At 69.4% G+C, this 18,451-nt stretch carries 16 protein-coding genes; 6 read left to right on the top strand and 10 right to left on the bottom strand.

Annotated elements, in window-relative coordinates; translation table 11 throughout:
• Positions 1-186: 186 nt before the first annotated feature.
• Positions 187-1,467, bottom strand: coding sequence for an FAD-dependent monooxygenase (locus tag PV796_RS35835; protein WP_274917917.1), 1,281 nt, complete (start codon positions 1,465-1,467; stop codon positions 187-189).
• 179 nt (positions 1,468-1,646) lie between these two features.
• On the opposite strand from PV796_RS35835, the gene PV796_RS35830 reads away from it, so the two are divergent.
• A complete protein-coding gene (locus tag PV796_RS35830) occupies positions 1,647-2,609 on the top strand; it encodes a TetR/AcrR family transcriptional regulator C-terminal domain-containing protein (RefSeq protein WP_274917916.1) in 963 nt (320 codons plus the stop codon).
• Between the two features lie 263 nt (positions 2,610-2,872).
• On the opposite strand, the gene PV796_RS35825 is transcribed toward PV796_RS35830, so the two are convergent.
• Positions 2,873-3,688 carry a class I SAM-dependent methyltransferase gene (locus tag PV796_RS35825; RefSeq protein ID WP_274917915.1) on the bottom strand — a complete coding sequence of 272 codons (816 nt, stop codon included), beginning with the start codon at positions 3,686-3,688 and terminating at the stop codon, positions 2,873-2,875.
• Between the two features lie 174 nt (positions 3,689-3,862).
• Here PV796_RS35825 and PV796_RS35820 point away from each other — a divergent pair, with 174 nt between their 5' ends.
• Positions 3,863-4,348 (top strand): GbsR/MarR family transcriptional regulator, encoded by a 486-nt coding sequence (locus PV796_RS35820; protein ID WP_274917914.1) that lies wholly within the window; start codon positions 3,863-3,865, stop codon positions 4,346-4,348.
• A gap of 245 nt (positions 4,349-4,593) precedes the next feature.
• Here PV796_RS35820 and PV796_RS35815 read toward each other — a convergent pair whose 3' ends face one another.
• The 4 genes from PV796_RS35815 to PV796_RS35800 form a co-directional block, all read right to left on the bottom strand.
• On the bottom strand, positions 4,594-5,181 hold the full coding sequence (locus PV796_RS35815; RefSeq protein ID WP_274917913.1) for a hypothetical protein: 588 nt from the start codon (positions 5,179-5,181) through the stop codon (positions 4,594-4,596).
• A gap of 291 nt (positions 5,182-5,472) precedes the next feature.
• The gene (locus PV796_RS35810; protein WP_274917912.1) at positions 5,473-5,784 is read right to left on the bottom strand and encodes a hypothetical protein; all 312 of its coding nucleotides are present in this window, start codon (positions 5,782-5,784) and stop codon (positions 5,473-5,475) included.
• Positions 5,785-5,917: 133 nt separating this feature from the next.
• Positions 5,918-6,649 carry a trypsin-like serine peptidase gene (locus PV796_RS35805; RefSeq protein ID WP_274917911.1) on the bottom strand — a complete coding sequence of 244 codons (732 nt, stop codon included), beginning with the start codon at positions 6,647-6,649 and terminating at the stop codon, positions 5,918-5,920.
• A 1,085-nt stretch (positions 6,650-7,734) separates the two neighbouring features.
• The gene (locus PV796_RS35800; RefSeq protein WP_274917910.1) at positions 7,735-8,721 is read right to left on the bottom strand and encodes a GlxA family transcriptional regulator; all 987 of its coding nucleotides are present in this window, start codon (positions 8,719-8,721) and stop codon (positions 7,735-7,737) included.
• A gap of 69 nt (positions 8,722-8,790) precedes the next feature.
• Between PV796_RS35800 and PV796_RS35795 the strand changes: the two genes are divergently transcribed.
• Positions 8,791-9,762 (top strand): NADP-dependent oxidoreductase, encoded by a 972-nt coding sequence (locus PV796_RS35795; protein ID WP_274917909.1) that lies wholly within the window; start codon positions 8,791-8,793, stop codon positions 9,760-9,762.
• A gap of 182 nt (positions 9,763-9,944) precedes the next feature.
• Here the strand turns inward: PV796_RS35795 and PV796_RS35790 are convergent, their stop codons facing one another.
• Positions 9,945-10,856, bottom strand: a complete 912-nt coding sequence (locus PV796_RS35790; RefSeq protein WP_274917908.1) for a helix-turn-helix domain-containing protein — start codon at positions 10,854-10,856, stop codon at positions 9,945-9,947.
• A gap of 170 nt (positions 10,857-11,026) precedes the next feature.
• Entirely contained in the window at positions 11,027-11,263 is a 237-nt protein-coding gene (locus PV796_RS35785) for a DUF397 domain-containing protein (protein ID WP_274917907.1), read from the bottom strand.
• Between the two features lie 197 nt (positions 11,264-11,460).
• Between PV796_RS35785 and PV796_RS35780 the strand changes: the two genes are divergently transcribed.
• Positions 11,461-11,991, top strand: coding sequence for an ATP-binding protein (locus tag PV796_RS35780; protein WP_274917906.1), 531 nt, complete (start codon positions 11,461-11,463; stop codon positions 11,989-11,991).
• A gap of 95 nt (positions 11,992-12,086) precedes the next feature.
• Here the strand turns inward: PV796_RS35780 and PV796_RS35775 are convergent, their stop codons facing one another.
• Entirely contained in the window at positions 12,087-12,929 is an 843-nt protein-coding gene (locus PV796_RS35775) for an SAM-dependent methyltransferase (protein WP_274917905.1), read from the bottom strand.
• Positions 12,930-13,584: 655 nt separating this feature from the next.
• Here PV796_RS35775 and secD point away from each other — a divergent pair.
• Positions 13,585-15,909, top strand: a complete 2,325-nt coding sequence (secD, locus tag PV796_RS35770) for a protein translocase subunit SecD (RefSeq protein WP_274917904.1) — start codon at positions 13,585-13,587, stop codon at positions 15,907-15,909.
• Between the two features lie 183 nt (positions 15,910-16,092).
• Here secD and PV796_RS35765 read toward each other — a convergent pair whose 3' ends face one another.
• Complete coding sequence (locus tag PV796_RS35765) at positions 16,093-16,980, bottom strand: SAM-dependent methyltransferase (protein ID WP_274917903.1); 888 nt, start codon at positions 16,978-16,980, stop codon at positions 16,093-16,095.
• A 286-nt stretch (positions 16,981-17,266) separates the two neighbouring features.
• Between PV796_RS35765 and PV796_RS35760 the strand changes: the two genes are divergently transcribed.
• Entirely contained in the window at positions 17,267-18,430 is a 1,164-nt protein-coding gene (locus PV796_RS35760) for a glycosyltransferase (RefSeq protein WP_274917902.1), read from the top strand.
• Positions 18,431-18,451: the final 21 nt, after the last annotated feature.

The raw sequence follows: 18,451 nt of genomic DNA, 5'->3' as shown, positions 1-18,451 counted from the left end.
ACAGGTCGGTGCTGTCGGCCCCAACGAGGGCGCTGATGTGGGTGAGTGCGTCACTGACCGGCTGCGGATCGAGCCGACCCCCGTCACACGAGCACAGTGCGGCGTGATCGTCGGCGGCCTCCTTGGCTCCGACGACGAGGCGGCTACGCTTTACGCGCCCGGCTCCGCTCCCCCGCTGGCACACCGTCACCAACCGCGGCCTGTCCCGAAACCCTCGACGCCGTCGCCACCCGCCTCGGCGAGGGCACTGACCTGCCCGTCCGGCACAACGGGCACGCTGTACTCCGGCAGTGCGATGCCCCCGGCCTTGGCGAACTGGGCGGCGAGCAGGTTCCGCATCGGCCAGTGGGTCATCGACCGCATCGAGAGGTCACGCAGCCGGATGCCGATCCGGCCCGACGGTGCGTACCCGGCGGCTCCGCCGGGCGGAAGCTGCTGTGCCTGGCTCACGTACGGGCGCAGCACCGTGTCGTAGCGGCGGAAGGCGACACGGTGGTCGCCCTCGGCGGCGGCGAGTTCACCGGCCAGGACGTAGGCGCCGACCAGGGCAAGGCTGGTCCCGAGGCCGGTCAGCGAGGTCGCGCAGTATCCGGCGTCGCCGAGCAGTGCCACGCGGCCGCGCGACCAACTGTCGAGGCGGACCTGGCCCATGGAGTCGAAGAAGAAGTCCGAGGCGGTGCGCATCGCCCGCAGCAGGCGTGCGGTCTCCCAGCCGGCGTGGGCGAAGCGCCTTCCCACGAGCTCCTGTTGGGCGGCGACGTCGCGACGGTCGTAGGCGAGGGGTGTCGAGCGGAAGCTGAGGCCGGCCTTGATCTCGCCGGGCAGGCGGCCGGGCCGTGCGGAGGCGACCAGTCCGCCGGGCGCGTTGTGCATCAGGTACCAGCCGTCGAGTTCAAGGTCGTCGGTAGCGGTGAACCAGGCCGTGTAGAGGTCGATCGGGTGGACGAAGTCCCGCTCCGGGCCGAAGGCCAGCGCGCGTACCACGGAGTGCGGTCCGTCCGCGCCGACGACGAGTGTGAACCGGCGCGACGCGGCTTTCTCGAAGGTGACGGTGACCGCGTCCGCGTTTTGATCGATCTCGGTGATGGTGTCGTCGAAGAGGTACTCCGTGTCCGGCAGGGTGGCCTCGTACAGCAGACGGGCGAGGTCGCCGCGGAGGATCTCGATCTCGGAGACGATCCCCTCGCCGCCGAAGCTGTCGGCGGGCAGTCGGGCGGTGATCCGGCCTGCGGTGTTGACGAGGGCGAGGCCGCGCTGGTCCACGCTCTCCGCCCTGGCCCGGTCCATCAGACCCATCCGTTCGATCACGGTGCGGCCGGCGCCGCGCAGATCCACGGTCTGCCCGCCCGGCCGGGGCGCTGGCGCGCGCTCCACGACCGTGACCGTGAAGCCCCCCTTGCGTAGCCAGTACGCCAGCGCGGGCCCTGCGATGCCAGCACCGCAGATGAGTATCTCGTTGTTCGGCATGCGGTGAAAGTACGGCGTACGCAACGGCTCGCGCAAGCTTGAAAATGCCCGTGTATGTGGGATGTTGGATGGTGCTGCACTAGTACAGGGAGTCGGGAGAGGTGCTTGCGCAGGGAGATCACCCAACGTCGGCGGCTAGGATGGCGTCCGTCGAGGTGCTCTAGTGCGGAGGGGTGTCGATGGGCGGACAGGCAGTGCCGCGCTACAGTCAGATCGTCGCCGAACTGAGGCGGCGGATCGAGACGGGCGAACTGGCGCCGGGCGATCGCGTGCCCTCGACCCGAGAGATCACCAAGCAGTGGGGCGTCGCCATGGCGACCGCGACCAAGGTGCTCACCGAGCTACGCCGCGAGGGCTTGGTCCGCGCCGTCTCTGGTGTCGGAACGGTCGTGACGGCCCCGGACCGCCCGGCGCGGACCTCCCGACCCGCTGCCGCCAAACGCCCCGGCGGGCCGCCCGACGCACCCTCGCCCCAGGCGGCGCTCACGCTCGGACGGATCGTCGGTGCGGCCGTCACGGTCGCCGACGCGGAGGGGCTGGCCGCGGTCTCGATGCGCCGGGTGGCCGCCGAGCTCGGGGTGGCGACCATGTCGCTGTACCGGCACGTGGCCGACAAGGACGACCTGCTGATCCGGATGATGGACAGCGTCATGGCGGAGGACCCGCTGCCCGGTGACCCGCCGTCGGGCTGGCGGGCCGCGATCGAACTGGCGGCCCGGCAGCTCTGGGGCCTGTTCCGCCGTCACCCGTGGCTCGCGCCGGCCCTGTCGGTGACCCGCCCTCAGATGATCAACTCGGCGCTGCCGTACAGCGAGTGGATGCTTGCCACTCTGCACGCGCACGGACTTGACCTGCAGTCCGCCTTCACCGCGCACCTCACGCTGCTCAATTACGCTCGTGGCATCGCCGTCAACCTGGAGGCGGAGCGAGAAGCCGAGGCGCACAGCGGACTCGACAGCGAGGAGTGGATGGACACCCAGGAGCCCGCGCTCCTGGCGATTCTCGGCACCGGTCGGTTCCCCACGCTCTCCAGCCTCGCCACGGCCGGTTACGACCTCGACCTCGACGCCCTCTTCGAGTTCGGCCTCCAACGCCTCCTCGACGGCCTCGCCCCACTCCTCAACGAGAGCTCCGCCGACTAGCCGGAGAACTCGGTGGCTCCCGACCACCGACACCTGAACCCCCTTCTCTGGGTGGGCAGTTGAGCAATGCGCGGCCAACGGGACGACTCCCAGGCCGCTTTCAGGCCGGGCACACCGTCGCTCCATCGCCGTTGGGCCCGTTTCCGGAGATCGGACGGGAAGGAGCATCGTCCTACCTGGCTCGCTCTGCTTAAAGGCAAGGGGACCCATCCGCGCCCCGTCCCTTACTGCGACAGCGCAAAAAGCCTGCCCGCCCGGCCTGGTCAGAACCGGTAGCGGAGCAGCCGGCCCATGGAGCGCAGAGCCGGGATGCGGTGCATCGCCCTGAACATCATCTGGCTGGGCTTGGAAAGCCGCGCCAGCTCGGGCACGTTCAGGAAGGTCTGCTCGGTGTCGAAGTGCAGGCCGGGCGCCAGACTCTCGATGACGTGCGGGTCGTTGATGCCGAATCCGCCGAGTTGGGCGCCTGCTGCCTTGATCGCTCTCTGACGGGAGCCGCTGCGCATGGCGAGCGAGTTCCACGCGTCGAACATCATCACGCCCGACGGGAAATGCGCGGCCAGGCGCGTGAGGAGTACGGAGATCTGATCCCTGGTCAGGTATTGCAGGAGGCCCTCGGCGACGATCACCCCGGGGCGGTCGGCGGGGACGGCGGCCAGCCAGGCGGGGTCGATGACCGAAGCGGCGACCTGGCGGTAGCCGGGTTTCTCGGAGAAGACGCGTCGACGGATCTCGATCACCTCGGGGTAGTCCACGTCGTACCAACTCACCTCGGGCCCGGGTGCGATCCGGTGGTAGCGGCTGTCCAGCCCACAACCCAGGTGCAGGACAACGGCGTTCGGCTCTTCATCCAGAGCCTGTTCGGCCCAGCGGTCCAGGTACAGGGCGCGGACCGCGGTCGCCAGCGCGGTCCTCCTGTCGATCTTCAGCTTGGCGAAGTCGTAGTCGATCCGCTCGACCGCACGCTCGGCCTGCGCGTCGGGCAGCAGGGGGGAGGGATCCCGGCTCTGCAGCGCCTTGCCGTACAGGGTGGCAAGCATCGTCTCGGTGACTCCGGTAAGAGCGACCCGCTCGGTCATCACTCGGCTCCGTTCGATCAGGATCGTGTTCACGGCATGGCCTGCGCCTGGGCGCGCCCTCGCACTACAGCACGCAAGTATGCGAACGTTTCGAATATTGGAAACGTACGATGACTTGCGTACGCTGTCAACGTCGGAATCGGACGGCAACAGCCCTTCCGGAGAGGCGAGGAGATGCCCGAACAGCCCACCGAACCCGGCGGCGAACCTTCTGCGTCCGGGGGTGACCGGGTGGTCGAGCGCCTGGCGGCGCAGTTCGCCGCGATCGGCATGTCACGGATGTCGGCCAGGGTCTATGCGGCTCTACTGACCTCGCCGCAGGGCGCGTTGACCGCCGCGGAGATCGGGAAGCAACTCCAGGTGAGTCCCGCCACGGTGTCCAAGGCGGTGCAGTACCTCATGCAGGTGGAACTCGTATACCGCAGTTCCGTCCCGGGAACCCGCCGTGACCGCTATGAACTCGGGCAAGACCTGTGGGCCGAGATGTTCGGCTTCCGGAACCGCTGGCTGCGCTCTCTCGCTGACACCACCGCGGAATGCGTGGAGATGGTCGGCGGCGAGGACAGCGAGGCCGGCGCACGCCTGGCCAAGCTCCGCGACTTCTCTGAATTCGCCGCGGAGGAACTGGCGAGCATGCTCGAACGGTGGCAGCGGGCCTGACCGTTGGGGCGGTTCCCGGTCAGGGACGTCCTTGCGGCATTGCGGCATTGCGGCATTGCGCATTGCGGCAGGGAGCTTCGCCGGTTGACCCCGTGGGCGTTCGTCACATGCTGTGGCGAGCGCTCGTAGGACTGGGGTCGGCAGGGGCCGACGCGCCGAAGCCCCCCGCCCAGGCAGCAACGTGCCTGGGCGGGGGGCTTCGGGTAGCCTGCGGCGCGGCCTTGGGGCCGGGAATGGGAGCGCGGTCAGCAGCGAGGGCGCTGGAACCACTCGGCCGAGGCGCGCTTGGCGCAGAAGACGATCACCAGGATCGACAGCACCAACACCACCAGGCCGAGGCCCCAGTTGGCGATGTTGAACAGGCCACTGACGGTGCCGAAGGACGCGTAGACGATCGAGCCGACGCGGACTCCGTTGCCGCCCTTGCCGTAGCGCGCGGCGAGCACGAAGCCGATGACCGCGAAGAGCAGGGCGAGCAGGATGAAGAAGCCGATGACGCCCTTGCCGACGTTGGCGACGGTAGATACGTCCACGTCTTGGCCGTTGGCGGTCGTGATCGTGCCACCGGCCCCAGCCTCGCCAACCGCCTTGTCGATCTGGGTGACCGCGGCGCCGAAGGCCAGGGTGATGAGAATGTGGATCGAGGCGATCGCGTACATCATGATCCGCGCGGCCTTGGTGAGCCCCGGCATCACCGTCGGCACCACGGGACCACCGGCGTACCCGGCCTGCTGCGGGTAGGGGGCGTACGGCTGGCCGGGCTGGGGCACTTGCTGCGGGTAGGGCGTGGCCGGCGGCTGCCCGTAGGGGTTGTTCTGGTCGCCGAAGCTCATGGCGAGGTGTTCCTCCGTTGTACGTGCGGGGACAGCGCGGACGTTCGGAGTGGAGTACATGAGCGGCTCGCCCCCGTGCCGCCCGCGGACCTGGAAAAACATCGTCGTGGCATACCCGACTTTTGTCCAGTCATTACCATTTGTTCGATCGATGCCGTCGGTCGGCACCCGAGCACATCGAGGCGCGTGGCAACGCACTTCACAGGCGGAGGTTTGGCGGCCGCCCAGCCGAGATGAGCGAACCCAGTGGGGAGGATGCGTGGGTTGCTGGCGGGTGCGGCGGACAGCGCGTCAGGCTGTGCCCATTTCGCGCGTCAGATTCCAGACGTTGAGGCAGCTGAACGCCACTGCGGCGCAGGACAAGCCCAGGCCCCACCATGCTGCCGCCCAGCCTGCACCTGTGCGTCGAGCCTCGTAGAGACCAACGGCCGCCGCGATCGCGCTCGTCGCGGTGAGCAGGACCGCGAGCGGCCAGGTCAGGATGACACACCACAAGAAAGCGGAATGAAAGGCCGCAAGTCCAGCGATGGAGCCGGCGATATAGGGCGATGGATGACGGGCGTTGGGGTTGGGTGGGATCCAGAGGCCCGGTTGAAAGGTCATGTCGCTCCGTCCGTTACGTTCGCCTCTGTGATCATCCCACTGCATATGTGGCAGCTTCTGGTGGGGGCCGGCAGCGGCGGTGCGGGACGCTCGCGTCGCTGTCGCATCGCGTGCGCGAATGCGCCTCGGATCCTCATGGAGTTCGGGAATCGACCGGTTTGTAGGTGTGCGGGCGGTGGACTGTGCGGCCTGCGTTGGCGTCGTCGTAGAGGTCTTGGGCGTCCTTGCCGTACAGGGGTGAGTAGCTGACGCTGTCGTCGTTGGCGTCGTTCCCGCCACCGTTGTAGCCGCCGACGTTCCCGATGACTTTTCCGGTCCTCGCGGAAGGACTGTAGTCGCTGACCCAGGGGCCGCCAGAGACGCCCCCGGAGAGGCCCTCACAGTCCATCTGCATCTGTCGAAAGCCCGGCAGTCGACGGGTGGCGGCAGCGCAACGCACCGCCTGATGAGACCGGTTGGCCGTGTCGGAGTAGGGGTAGCCCACCACCGTGACGTGATTGTCGTAACCGGGTGTCCGGGCGAATGTCAGCGCACCGGCGGCGGTCTCGACGGTCTTGTCCTTGGCGTTCGCGGAGACTTGGACGAACGCCAAGTCCAGGTCCGATGCTGCCTGTTTGGTGTTGGCCTGGTAGCGGGGGTCGATGAAGAGGCGCGTCACCGGGTAGATGCCGTAGGGCTGAGCGGCGGCGGGGCGTCCGAAGCGGTAGTCGGGGACGAAGATGGCGTGCTTGGCGTGGGTGAGGCCGAAGGCGCAGTGCCCGGCCGTCAGGACGAGGCCGTGACCGTTGCTGTGCACCACGCTGCCCGTACAGTACGTGGCCTTGCCGTCTACTGGACTGCCGTCGAAGAAGAAGGTCCCGACCATCGGCATACCTTCGAAGTGCTCGGCCGCCCGGGGGAGCTCGCCGGTGCGGATAAGGTTCTTTGTGGCTGTCAGTAGTGACGTTCCCAGGCGAAGGGTGTCTGCTACGTCGACCGGGACCGCTTCGGCCATCCTCTGGGCAGTCCAGTACGTCTCCTCCGCACGGTTGCGCGCCGGCCCCGGCAAGGGAAGGTGTCCCAACAGTCCCGTTGCCAGCGGGTTTCCGCCAGGAACGGTTGGCAGAATGGACGCGCCCACGTCTTGCCCGGCGGATGCTGGAGCCACTGCCCCCAGCCCGACGCGGAGAGCGTCTGCACACAACGCGAACCCCGCCACCCCTAGGAACCATCTCCTACGCAGTGACACCGCATCCCCTTCATCAAAAACACGCGCCACAAAGGGCCTCTAATGGAAAACCGCGGGATGACCGACGACATGTTGTACGAATCTGACGTTCCGTGAGGCATGGAGAGCCAGTCGGGCCCGACGGCGACGGCCATCGCTGTTCCAGTTGAACCAGCAGTGCTGGGTGTCCTGATAGCCGCTGAGAGCTGTCGTCGACCCTAGCCGCCCGGGAAGGTCTCTTGAGCCCCGAAACGCCAGCGGGCCCCCTTCAAGTGCCGTGCAGTAGTGGGCTCCCAAGGCGCTTCCGCTCAAGGTGCCGCGCCGCCGAAACGCTGTGCGAGGAGCGCTTCACCGGCCAACGGCGCCAACGGGGGGGCCACTTGCGGGGATACCGTCAGGGCGTAGCTGCCAGGACACGTTGCGCTCCCCCGGCTCGCGGGTCAGTCGTACGTCCCGCCGTTCCAGTGCCGCGGTAGTGATGCCGTCGGAGGCGATGACGACCTGTTCGATCACGGTGACGGTGACGCTGCACGCCCGACCGGATGCATGGCACCCGTCCAAGCGCGCATTCACTCCCGTGAACATACGAACGCACGGGCCATGAACCCCACCCTCGGTCACAGACCCTTCCGTTGGGGCCTTCGAGGGCATGGAGCCCTGGTTAGTCGCGTGACGTGTTGAGCGCGCCACGGCGTTCGTCCCCACGGTCGGCACGGGGCCGTGCCCGCCGCTCCTGGCTGGCGCTACGTCCCGGCTGCCGCCTGGGGCTCCGCCCCCGTCCGGAACGTCCTGCGGTATGCCTGTGGCGACACCCCGATCGCCGACTGCAGGTGCTGCCGCAACGAGGTGCCGGTGGCGAAGCCGACCTCTGCCGCGATGCGGTCGACGGACAGGTCGCTGGATTCGAGCAGGTGCCTGGCCCGGTGCACCCGTTGCTGGATCAGCCACCGGCCGGGACTCGTACCGGTCTCTTCCTGGAAGCGCCGCGCGAAGGTGCGCGGACTCATCCGGGCGTGCGTCGCCAACTCCCTTAGGGCGAGCGGCCGGTCGAGGTTCGCGAGGATCCAGGCACGGGTGGTGGCGGTGCTGCTGGTCTCCTCCTCCGGCATGGGTTGTTCGATGTACTGGGCCTGTCCGCCCTCGCGCCACGGTGGCACGACACAGTGCCTGGCGACGTGGTTGGCGACCGCGCTGCCGTGGTCGCGGCGCACCACGTGCAGGCACACGTCGACACCGGACGCGGCGCCCGCCGACGTCAGCACGTCACCGTCGTCGATGAACAACACCTCGGGATCCAGGGCTACTTGGGGGAACAGTTGGCGGAACAGGTCTGCCAGCGCCCAGTGCGTCGTAGCGGTCCGCCCGTCGAGCAGGCCGGCCGCGGCGAGTGCGAAGGCGCCGGTGCAGATGGAGACGATGCGGGTGCCCGGCCTGATCCGGGCGAGGGCGTCGCGCACGGGGTCAGGAAGCTCGCGGGTGAGGAGCCGGACGTCGTACGGCGGGATGACGACCGTGTCCGCGGTTTCCAATGCCTGCGGTCCGTGCTCGACGGTGATCGTGAAGTCGGCGTTGGTCGCCACCGTGCGGTCGTCACTCACCGTGCACGTGACGACCTCGTACGCATCACCGGGGACCAGGGGGAAGATCCGGTTGGGGATGCCCAGCTCGAAGGCGTAGACGCCGTCGAGGGCGAGGACGACGACGCGGTGCGGGTGGCGCTCAGCAGTCATGGCACGATTCTATCGACAAATGGCAATCTTGCCATTGCCCAGGTCAGGGGCGCCCGGCAAGCTGGATGCATGACTGAGAACACCACCTCTACCCCCGCCCCGACGATGAAGGCCGTCAGCCAGCGTACGCTCGGCGACACCGACGTCCTTGAGCTCGTCGAGACCGCGCGCCCCGAGCCGGGCGTCGGCCAGGTCCTCGTCGCCGTCCATGCGGCGGGGATCAACCCCACCGACTGGAAGCACCGCAGGCACGGCATTTTCCTGGGCGAGCCCCCGTTCACGTTGGGCTGGGACGTGTCGGGCACCGTCGAGGCCGTCGGGCTCGGCGTGACCCTCTTCCAACCCGGCGACGAGGTGTTCGGCATGTTGCCGTACCCGCACGGCGCCGGTTCGCACGCCGAGTACGTCACCGGGCCCGCCCGCGCCTTCGTACCCAAGCCCGCCGCGTTGAGCCACGTCGAGGCCGGCGCGCTGCCGCTGGCCGCCCTCACCGCCTGGCAGGCGCTGGTCGACAACGCCCAACTGGAGCCGGGGCAGCGGGTATTGGTGCACGCGGCGGCCGGCGGCGTGGGACACCTCGCGGTGCAGCTCGCCAAGGCGCGGGGAGCGTATGTGATCGGCACGGCCAGCGCCGCCAAGCACGACTTCGTGCGGGGCCTGGGCGCGGACGAGGTGATCGACTACCGCACCGTCGACTTCACCGAAGCCGTCACCGACGTCGATGTGGTGCTCGACACGCTGGGTGGCGAGACCTCCCTGCGTTCCCTGAAGGTGTTGCGGCCCGGCGGCATGCTGCTGTCGATCGTGCCCGGGGACGCGGCCGAAGTGACGGCGCGTGCACGGGAGTTGGGTGTGCGGAGCCGGATGATGATCGTGGAGCACGACCAGACGGGCATGGCGGCGGTCGCGGCGCTGGTCGAGTCCGGCCAGTTGCGCGCGCACGTCTCCGGCACGTACCCGCTCGACGAGGCCGCGAAGGCCCACGCCGAGGGCGAAACGGGCCGCGTCACGGGCAAGCTGGTGCTCACCGCCCGCTCATGACCGAAATGCGCCGCCCGCTACGCCGCCCGTTTGGGACCGTAGCGGGCGGCGCATCACCGCAGCTCACCTGGCCCAGGTCAGCCGGCTCAGGCCAGCTGACTCAGGACGTCCAGCTCACGTCAGCGTCAGACTCACTTCAGCGTCAGGCTCACGGCAGAGTCAGGCTCACGGCAGAGTCGGAATCACGTCATCTGGTCGATCAGCGCATTCAGGAAGTCGCCGGTCTCCTCTGGGGTGTTGGCCTCCGTGCACAGGCGGTCCATCACGGCCGTGTACTGGTCGATCGACTCCTGCTTGTCCAGATACAGGGCACTGGTGAGCTGCTCCAGGTAGACCTTGTCGGGCAACTCCGGCTCGGAGAAGCGCAGGATGCTGAAGGGCGCGCCGGCCGCCGCGTTCGCCCCGACGCTGAACGGGGCAATCTGCAGCGTCACGTTGGGCATCTGCGCCGCCTTGAGGAGGTACAGCAACTGGGCGGTCATCACCTCGGTGCCACCGAAGGGGCGGCGCAGCACGGCCTCGTCGACCACCGCCCACAGCCGCGGGGCCTCGGGCCGGGTGAGCAGCCTCTGGCGCTCCATCCGCAGGGCGACCATGCGGTCGACCTTCTCCTGCGGTGCGTTGGGGTAGCCGATGCGCGTGACGGCCTGGGCGTACTCCTCGGTCTGGAGGAGTCCGGGCAGGAACTGCACCTGGTAAGTGCGGATCAGCGCGGCGGCTTCCTCCAGGCCGAGGTGGAGCTCGAACCAGTCCTCCAGGACATCGCTGTACTCGTGCCACCAGCCGGGCGAGTTGGCCTGGTCGGCGAGCTCGAAGAACTCGGCGCGGCGATCGGGGTCCAGCACCTTGTAGAGCGTGAGCAGATCGACCAGATCAGGTCTCTTGAAACCGACCTGACCCCGTTCGAGACGGGTGATCTTGGCGTGCGAACCACGGATGGCCCGGCCCGCGTCCTCACGCGAGATCCCGGCCGCGGTTCGCAGCCGCCGGAGTTGGGCGCCCAGCACGATACGCGCCGCAGTGGGCCCCACTTGGGGCTCCTGCAGGTAGCGCGCTATCGACAGCTCGCCTTCCGGCCGCATCATGGCGGTCATCCCAACTCCCGTAAGCGACAGTGTTGATACGCCAAGTGTCGCACTTACCGGGCGTCAGGTACAGAATCGCGCCATCCTCCCGCCGGGAAGGGTGAGAATGCGCCGCCGAGCCCTCTGGGGCGGTCATGCAGGGCGGGCCCACCGGGATGGGCCCGCCACCGGGTGGCCCTTCAGGCCACCATCGCGTCGAAGTCGCCGTCCTTCGCGCCGCCGACGAACGCGACCATCTCGGCCCGCGTGTAGATGAGCGCCGGCCCGTGCGGGTCACGGGAGTTGCGGACGGCGAAACCACCGTCGGCCAGCTTGGCGACCTCCACGCAGTCGCCACCGGGGGCACTGCGCTTGCTCTTCCTCCACACCGCGCCCTCGATCAGGTCCGCGGACACACCGTTGTCGAACTGCTGCATCCCGCTGCTCCCTCGCTCTCCGTACAGGCTTCTCATCCAGCATCACGAACTGCCGCACGTGCGGCTGCACTTACCAATGCAATTACGTTCGTCTCGAATGTAATTGCAGATGCACTTGCAGCGCCAGCGCTGGCCAGGGATAGTGGTCCAGGATCACCGTTCGTGACGAAGGTCTGAGAGGCGCCACGGAGTTCGTGATGACCATCCGCCCGGCAGGCTCGACTGCCGCCCCGTTCCCCACCCTGCCCCTCGGCCACTGGCTCGCGCAGGCACCGCGCATCCTCCCGCTCACCGACGACCGCACCGCCCACCCCGACGGGCTCGCCGCCCGCGCCCTCACGGCGGACGGCCAGGCGGCCGCGGAGGCACGCCGGTTCACCCACACCACGCTCAGCGGCTGGAACCTCAAGCCCGTGGTCGACAACGCCCTCCTGGTCGTCACGGAGCTGCTCACCAACGCCCTGCGCTACGGACTCACCAAGCCCGCGGCGCCACCCCGCGACGCCGCCCCGCATCCGCTCTGGCTGGGCCTGTTGCGCTGCCGGGACCTCGTCCTGTGCACGGTCTGTGACCACAGTCCGGACGTTCCGGTCCTGCGGGAGCCCGACCACCTCGCACAGAGCGGGCGCGGGCTGCACATCATCGACTGCCTGAGTTCCTCGTGGGGTTGGACCACTCCGACCGCCGACGGCAAGGCGGTCTGGGCAGCGCTACCGGCCGCCGACTGACCTCATCTGACGCACCTCCCGCCGGACGCACCGGACGACACGGACAAGGGCCCCACCCGCAACGCCAGCACGGATGGGGCCCTTCCCTCTGCGGCTCAGCCCTTCCGGCCGACCCCCGCATACAGCGGAACATCCGCGTCGGACCAGGTGATCGCGCCCAACTCCACCGGATCCGGGCGCCATTGGTGGACCATCGTCAGGCCGGGGTCGACCAGTTCGAGACCGTCGAAGAAGCGCAGCACCTCGCCCTTGCTCCGCACGTTGACGTGCGAGCCCTTGGACTCGAAGTTGTCCGAGACCTCCTGGAGCGCCTCCGGTTCGAAGTCACCGGTGACATGGGTCAGCGCCAGATAGCTGCCCGGTGCGAACGCGTCCATCAACTCCCCGACGACGGCGTACGGGTCGCACGCCGGCGGGAGCCAGTGCAGCACCGCGATCAGGGTCAGGGCCACCGGCTGGCTCAGGTCCAGGGTCCGTTGCAGCGTCTCGTTCCGCAGGATCGCCCCGGGGCGGGTGAGATCGGCCTGGATGTAGGCGGTGCGGCCCTGCGGGTGACTGGTGTGCAGGGCCCGCGAATGGGCCAGCACGATCGGGTCGTTGTCGGCGTAGACGACGCGGGACTCGGGCGCCCCGACCTGAACGATCTCGTGGAGGTTGGGCAGGGTCGGGATGCCGGTGCCGATGTCCAGGAACTGCCGGATGCCGGCCTCGGCGGACAGGTGGCGGACCGCGCGGTGCATGAAGCCACGGTTCTGGCGGGCGATGGTGGCCGCGAACGGCAGCGCCGCGAGCGTCCGCTCGGCCGCCTCCCGGTCCGCCGGGTAGTTGGTCTTGCCGCCGAGCAACACGTCGTAGACCCGGGCGGCATGCGGCCGATCCGTATGCAGCTCGACCGGCTCCTGCGGCCGCGCCCCCATCCAGTCCTCCGGCACCGCCATGTTTCGGCCACCTTCCGTCCACTACCGACCGGTCGTTCAACTTCCGCCGCCAGCTTAGTGCGTTGGCCAGTCAGCACGTTGCCCCGCGACGGCGGACCACACGGAGGAGGCGACCGTGACACGGCCGGCTGACGTGCGGAAGGCGCGACCTCTGGCGGGCATCGCGAGCAGCAACATGGCACAGTGTCGGTAAGGGAGGGTTTGCGCACTGTGTCTGTTCACATAGCTCGGCGAGGCCGCTCCGCGCTGCTCGCCCTCCTCACCACGCTGACCCTGCTCGTCCCCGGGCTCACGGGAATCGCCACGGCGGCCGTCGACACAGCGGTGTCCGCCACGGCGACCGTCAACGTGATGCCATCCGGCACGACGACCTGCGTGCGCCCCGCCGCCTCCGACGACACCGCGGGGCACCCCCGCGATCTTCCCCGTCTCACCCTCCCGACGTCCCGTCATCTCCCCTTCCCCGCACCGGTATCGGCCACCCTCCCGGCACTCCGCTCGACGGGCCCGCCGCACCACACGTGGCGGTCCGCGCCGACCACAACCACCACCCCCGACTCCCCCAACTACGCCGGCCGCTGCCGCGACCGCGCCCCGCCCCCGCCTCCAGTCCCCTCCCACACCCATCCCACCGGGCCGCACCCGCGGCCCGCGCATGCCTGCTGGAGGCACCTTGACCCGCGCCACGAGGGTGCGGGCGCTACTCGCGCTCGCGATCCTTGCCCTCTCCACCTTCCTCGCGCTGACCCAACCCATCCGACTCGGCCTCGACCTGCGCGGCGGAACCCAACTCGTCCTGGAAACCCGGGACTCCCCCACCACAGCCGCTGACCGCGACGCCACCGACCGCACCTTGGAGGTGCTCCGCCGACGCGTCGACGCCCTCGGCGTCAGCGAGCCGAACCTCACCCGCGCCGGCGACCACCGCATCGTCGTGGAACTGCCCGGCGTCCACGACCCCGACGAGGCCGCCGAGGTCCTCGGCCGCACCGCCCAACTCACCGTCCACCCGGTCCTGGGCACCGCCCCCCACGGCACCAAGCCCACCGACGGCAACCGCAACACCGTCCTCCCCGACGCCTCAGGCACCTCACTACGGCTCGGCCCCGCCGCCCTGACCGGAGCCGAAGTGCGGCGCGCCGAAGCCGAGTTCGACGCGGAACGCGGCGGCGGCTGGTCCGTCGGCCTCGGGCTGCGCGGCACCGGCGAACGGGCCTGGGCCCAACTCACCGGCCAGGCAGCCTGCGTCGCAGCACACGACCCGGCACGCCGCGCCGCCATCGTCCTCGACAACAAGATCATCTCGTCACCGGCCGTCGAACCGTCCGTGGCCTGCGGCACTGGCATCACCGGCGGCCACACCCAGATCACCGGCGGCTTCGACCAACACGCCGCCCGGGAACTGGCGCTGCTCATCAACGGCGGGGCACTGCCCGTACCGGTGGACCTCGTCGAACAACGCGCCGTCGGCCCCACCCTGGGCGCCCAGGCAATCACCTCCAGCGCGACCGCGGCAGCCATCGGCATCGCCCTGACGGCCCTCTTCCTCACCGTCATCTACCGCCTGCTCGGCGCCCTCGCCACGCTCGCCCTCGCCTGCTACGCGCTCATCTCCTACGCGGCCCTGCTGGCCCTGGGCGCCACCCTCACCCTCCCCGGTCTCGCCGGGTTCGTACTGGCCATCGGCATGGCCGTGGACGCCAACGTCCTGGTCTTCGAGCGCGCCAGAGAGGAGTATGCCGCCGGCCGCGGCACCCGCCCCCGCACCCTCCGCAGCGCCCTAACGGCCGGCTTCCGCAACGCACTCAGCGCCATCGCCGACACCAACATCACCACCCTCCTCGCCGCGGGGCTGCTCTTCGCCTTCGCCTCCGGACCGGTGCGCGGCTTCGGCGTCACCCTGTGCATCGGGGTAGCCGCCTCGATGGTCAGCGCGCTGCTGATCACCCGGGTCCTCGCGGAATTCGCGGTCGCCCGGGGTCCGGTGCAACGCCGCCCCCGACTGACCGGCCTGGCCGGCCTCGGCCGCGTCCGCACCTGGCTCACCCGCCGCCGACCCGACCTCATGCGTCACCGGCGCCGATGGCTGGCGCTGAGCGGCGCCACCGTCCTGCTCGCCACCTCCGGCATCGCCGTCCGCGGCCTCGACTACGGCGTGGAGTTCACCGGCGGCCGCATGATCGAGTACACCACCTCCCGCCCGGTCGACGCCGAACGCGCCCGCACCGCCCTCGGCACCGCGGGCCTGGACCGCGCCCAAGTCACCACCTCCGGCGACCGCTCCCTGACCGTACGCACCGAACGCCTCTCGACCGACCAACTCACCACCACCGACCGCGTCGTCGACGAACTCGGCAACGGCGCGGAGAAGATACGAGACGAACTCATCGGCCCGAGCCTGGGCGACGAACTCCGGCGCGGCGCCCTGATCGCCCTCGGCCTGGCGCTGGCCGCACAGTTGGTATACCTAACGGTGCGCTTCCAAGGGGCCTTCGCCCTGTCCGCCGTCATCACCATGGCACACGACGTGCTCGTACTCGTCGGAGTCTTCGCCTGGCTCGACAAACCCGTCGACGGCGTCTTCCTCGCCGCCCTACTGACCGTGATCGGCTACTCCGTCAACGACACCGTCGTGGTCTTCGACCGTGTCCGCGAACTACGCACCACCGCCCGCGGCACCCCGTTCCCCGACCTCGCCAACCACGCGGTACTCCAGACCGTGCCACGCACCATCAACACCGGCATGGGCGCGGTCTTCATCCTCGCCGCACTCGCCGTCCTGGGCGGCGACACCCTCACCGACTTCGCCCTGGCCCTCCTGATCGGCATCGCCGTCGGCACCTACTCCTCGATCTTCACCGCCACCCCACTGGCCATCACCCTCACCCAACGCGGCAACGGCAACACCACCGCACCACGACGGTCCCGCCGCCCTACGGCCCGCCGCAGAGACCCACGGGACAACGGTGCCCGCGTCTGACCACCACAACGCTGCCCGACCACCGAACAGGCCGCAGGCCATGCCACTGGACAAGCCACCGGGCAAGTCACCGGGCACGTCACTGAATAGGCCACTGGGTAGGCCACCGAACAGAGACCGCTGACATTCGCTACCGCACGAACCGCTTCCTCACCCCGACTACCGCAACCGGTATCGGTATCGCTACCGCTCGGCGGTGAGGAAGCGGGCGTGCACCACGGCGCGCCCCATCACGCCGGGGAGCTCCCGCCCATACACCGCGGCGACCTCGGGCACCGGCACGGCCCGCACCTCCCACCCGGCGGCGGCAAGCTGCCGATCGGGGTCCTCCTTACCCTCGAAGTGCCACAACTCCGCAATATCAACCCCGAGTTGCCGCGTCACCACGCGAAACTCCGGATCCTCCACAACCGGTCGCACACTCGCCGCCAAGTGCTCCGCAGCCAACCGACTACCAGGCGCGGACAACGCACTGATCCGCTCAAAGAACAGCCGCTCCGCCTTCCCGGGCAAGAACGGCAACAACCCCTCCGCCAACCACACGCTCGCCCGCCCCGGATCGAACCCAGCACCCCGCAACGCCACCGGCCAGTCCCCCCGCAGATCAACCGGAACAACATGCCGACCACACCGAGGACGCGCCCCGAGCCGACCCAACACCCCCTCCTTGAACTCCAACACCCGCACCTGATCGATCTCGAACAACTCCACACCCGCCGGCCAGTCCAACCGAAACGCCCGCGCGTCCAACCCCGCGGCCGGCACCACCACCTGCCTGATCCCCCCAGCCACCGCCCCCATCAGAAACCGATCGAAGAACCGCGACCGCACACCCATGTACGCCGCCAATGAGACCCACATCTCACGCGCGCTCTCGGACAGTTGCGCCAGCTCACCGATCCGCCGAGGCACCGGCACCGGCGCCTCCTCCGCCGCCGCCACAAACTCCCCGGCATACGGATCGCTCACCAACCGATCGTCCCGCTCGCTCTCCAACGCCCGCCCCGCAGCCACCCCAAGCGCGGTCAAGCCCACCCCGGAAACGATGTCCCACTGCTCGAACTCCGTCACGCGGGACTCCTCCATGAATACGGGTGGACTGGAAAAATCGGACTCACCTAAGCCCCTGTCACTCTGGCCCGCCCAACGGGGGCGCGCAAGCACCTGAGGCCCGTGGTCACGCTGCCGCCGTAGACGCCGTGGACGGAACTGAGCGCGGCCCACCGCTCCGGGTCTTCGTGCGGGATCAGGAGGCACATGTCCCCGTTGTCACCACAACCACCGCCCCGCTGACCGTAGTCGGTGGCGACGTGATGAGATCGCCGAGTCCCGCCTCGACGAGAACCATGGAGTGTCCGTGACCTTACGGATAGCGATCACCGCCGAGCCGATACCTTCGCACGTGTCCGCGCTGGATTACGTCATCTGCCCGGCCGTCGAGCAGGGGCACCGCGTCTCGCTCCACGCTCCCCCCATGTTCCACCGCGAAGCCCTGCGGCGCGGGGTGGAGTTCCACGGCGCCGGAACGAACTGGACCTGCGATCCCCTCGTTCAGCAGACGGCGAGCGAGATCTGGAAGGACAGGGGAAACGCGCCCTTCAACCGGTACGCCTTCGGTCACCTCTGGCCGGAACAGGCCGAGGCGAAGGCCCGTGACCTGCTCGCCGCGTGGACACGGACACGCCCGGACCTGGTGATCGCCGAGTGCAGCGATCTCGGCGCACACCTCGCGGCCACGGTCTTGGGGCTGCCCCTGCTCGCAGCGGACAACGGCCTCGGGCCGGTGCTCCTGGACCTCTGGGAAACCGACGTCGCACCCGCGCTGCTCCCCCTCTACAAGCAGTACGACCAGGATCCGCCCGTGCTGCCGCCGATGGTCACCCCCGCTCCGGTCCCGTGGTTCTACCCGGTTCCCCCACCCTCGGCACAGGCGGTCCGACGGACCGTGGCGGCGTTCCGGACCACCCTGCCCGAGCCGCCGGACCGCTCCGCCTCCTCCCGTCCGCTCGTCTACGTGAGCCTCGGCACCCTGACCACCGCGATGGCCGATCTCCACACCGTCGTGAGCAGCGCCTACCGGGAGATCATGGCCGCGCTCTCCGCGATCGACTGCGATGCGATCGTGTCCGCCGGCGCTCACGCGGCGCACCTGCGGAGCCCCGACCCCCGCATCAAGGTCGTCGAGCGCGTCCCGCAGCCCGCGCTGCTGCGCCACGCGGACCTGTTCGTCACACACGGCGGCCGGGCATCCCTGCTCGACGCGGTGCAGGGCGCAACGCCCGTCCTGGTCATGGGAGTTCTCGCCGACCAACCCGCCAACGCCGCCGCGTTCGTCCGCCGCGGCCTCGGGCGCGCACTGGACCTCACGGCGCCCCGCGGCGAGATCGCCGACGCCATCACGGCCGTGCTCGGTGCTCCGCGGTACGGCGCCGTGATGCGTGCCGCGCGCGCCGAGTTGTCCCGACTGCCGGCACTCGACCTCGTGGCCCAACGGGACGTCCGGTCAGGGCTTCAGGGCTGAAGTCCCGTGTGGCCGGACCGT

The sequence above is a fragment of the Streptomyces sp. WZ-12 genome (assembly GCF_028898845.1).
Lineage (GTDB): Bacteria > Actinomycetota > Actinomycetes > Streptomycetales > Streptomycetaceae > Streptomyces.
This window is presented reverse-complemented; position numbering and strand designations above follow the sequence as displayed.

What these genes read in the sequence shown, in the direction of transcription:
- PV796_RS35830 (WP_274917916.1), top strand. Translation starts at nt 1,647, where the DNA reads ATGGGCGGACAGGCAGTGCCGCGCTACAGTCAGATCGTCGCCGAACTG.
- PV796_RS35835 (WP_274917917.1), bottom strand. Translation starts at nt 1,467, where the DNA reads ATGCCGAACAACGAGATACTCATCTGCGGTGCTGGCATCGCAGGGCCC.
- PV796_RS35820 (WP_274917914.1), top strand. Translation starts at nt 3,863, where the DNA reads ATGCCCGAACAGCCCACCGAACCCGGCGGCGAACCTTCTGCGTCCGGG.
- PV796_RS35780 (WP_274917906.1), top strand. Translation starts at nt 11,461, where the DNA reads ATGACCATCCGCCCGGCAGGCTCGACTGCCGCCCCGTTCCCCACCCTG.
- PV796_RS35790 (WP_274917908.1), bottom strand. Translation starts at nt 10,856, where the DNA reads ATGACCGCCATGATGCGGCCGGAAGGCGAGCTGTCGATAGCGCGCTAC.
- PV796_RS35805 (WP_274917911.1), bottom strand. Translation starts at nt 6,649, where the DNA reads ATGGTCGGGACCTTCTTCTTCGACGGCAGTCCAGTAGACGGCAAGGCC.
- PV796_RS35815 (WP_274917913.1), bottom strand. Translation starts at nt 5,181, where the DNA reads ATGAGCTTCGGCGACCAGAACAACCCCTACGGGCAGCCGCCGGCCACG.
- PV796_RS35800 (WP_274917910.1), bottom strand. Translation starts at nt 8,721, where the DNA reads ATGACTGCTGAGCGCCACCCGCACCGCGTCGTCGTCCTCGCCCTCGAC.
- PV796_RS35775 (WP_274917905.1), bottom strand. Translation starts at nt 12,929, where the DNA reads ATGGCGGTGCCGGAGGACTGGATGGGGGCGCGGCCGCAGGAGCCGGTC.
- secD (WP_274917904.1), top strand. Translation starts at nt 13,585, where the DNA reads ATGCCTGCTGGAGGCACCTTGACCCGCGCCACGAGGGTGCGGGCGCTA.
- PV796_RS35810 (WP_274917912.1), bottom strand. Translation starts at nt 5,784, where the DNA reads ATGACCTTTCAACCGGGCCTCTGGATCCCACCCAACCCCAACGCCCGT.
- PV796_RS35825 (WP_274917915.1), bottom strand. Translation starts at nt 3,688, where the DNA reads ATGACCGAGCGGGTCGCTCTTACCGGAGTCACCGAGACGATGCTTGCC.
- PV796_RS35795 (WP_274917909.1), top strand. Translation starts at nt 8,791, where the DNA reads ATGACTGAGAACACCACCTCTACCCCCGCCCCGACGATGAAGGCCGTC.
- PV796_RS35785 (WP_274917907.1), bottom strand. Translation starts at nt 11,263, where the DNA reads ATGCAGCAGTTCGACAACGGTGTGTCCGCGGACCTGATCGAGGGCGCG.